The following is a 977-nucleotide window of genomic DNA, read 5'->3' as shown; positions in this document are numbered from 1 at the left end:
ACGCTTCATCACCGAGTGCTGCATCCTCAACCCCCACATGTTCGCCACCGTCGCGGACCTGTTCGACCGCTGGCAGCGCTGGGCCGCCGAGGACGGCACCGATCCGGGCAGCAAACGAGCCTTCGGAGACGCGCTCGACCGTCGCGGTCACCCCGTGCAGCGCCGGACGGGTGGCACCCGCGTCCGCACGGGCATCGGCCTGGCATCGGAGGACGCCGAGCCTGCCGAGGACGGCGGTTCGTCATGGTGACGAGACGCCCTAGTGACGCAAGTGACGCAGTTCAGGGTTCCCCCTACGCGCGCACACATGGGAAGTCATACCGCAGGCGCGTCACTAGCGTCACTCGACGCGCTGACCAGGACTTTCACCTCTGGCCGGCATTCGCGTTTCGCTGCATCGTCTGCGACTGGCCCATCGACAAGGTCACGTACCCCGTCCACCCGACGTGCGAGGCCGCAGCATGACCGCCACCCGGGGCGAGGCCCGCGCCGAGCTCCTGGCCCACCTCGAGCACCTGGCCGACACCGGCTACCCGTCGCCCTGCCGGGCCGTCCCGATCCCCGAGCGGGCCGTGTGGACATCCGACACCCCGGCAGATCAGCAGCTAGCCGCCCGGCTCTGCCAGACGTGTCCGGCCCTGGCCGCCTGTGGCGAGTACGGCACCGCATACCCGAAGGAGGCCGGCGTGTACGGCGGCCTGACCGAGACCGACCGAAGGAAGCGATGAAACATGGACGACTGGACACCCCTGGGCCGCACCGAGGACTACCCCGCCAACCCGCAGGGACTCGCCGCACTCCTCGCTTCCATTCGGAGACTGGAGACCCAGCTCAACGACCAACGGCACGCCATCCTGCGCCAGTCAGGGATCAGCGTGGAGCCGGGCGGCATCCGGTTCGCCGGAGACGTGGCGATCACGGGCGCCCTGACCCTCAACCCCGGCGTCATCGGCAATGAGTACCTGACCAGCCCCCTG

General features: G+C 69.4%; 2 protein-coding genes and 1 pseudogene. All 3 read left to right on the top strand.

Translation table 11 applies throughout. The features are described 5' to 3' along the window. Positions 1-250 (top strand): annotated as a pseudogene (locus G9H72_RS20695) (hypothetical protein); the annotation flags it as partial. 211 nt (positions 251-461) lie between these two features. Next, positions 462-728: a WhiB family transcriptional regulator gene (locus G9H72_RS20690; RefSeq protein ID WP_034229166.1), complete on the top strand. Its 267-nt coding sequence runs from the start codon at positions 462-464 to the stop codon at positions 726-728. A gap of 3 nt (positions 729-731) precedes the next feature. Beyond that, positions 732-977 (top strand): hypothetical protein (locus G9H72_RS20685; protein ID WP_166174741.1); only part of this gene is annotated, 246 nt, incomplete at its 3' end.

The sequence above is a fragment of the Motilibacter aurantiacus genome (genome assembly GCF_011250645.1).
GTDB classification, from domain to species: Bacteria; Actinomycetota; Actinomycetes; order Motilibacterales; family Motilibacteraceae; genus Motilibacter_A; species Motilibacter_A aurantiacus.
Note: the sequence above shows the minus strand (reverse complement) of the source record. Positions and strands in the feature narration are given on the sequence as shown.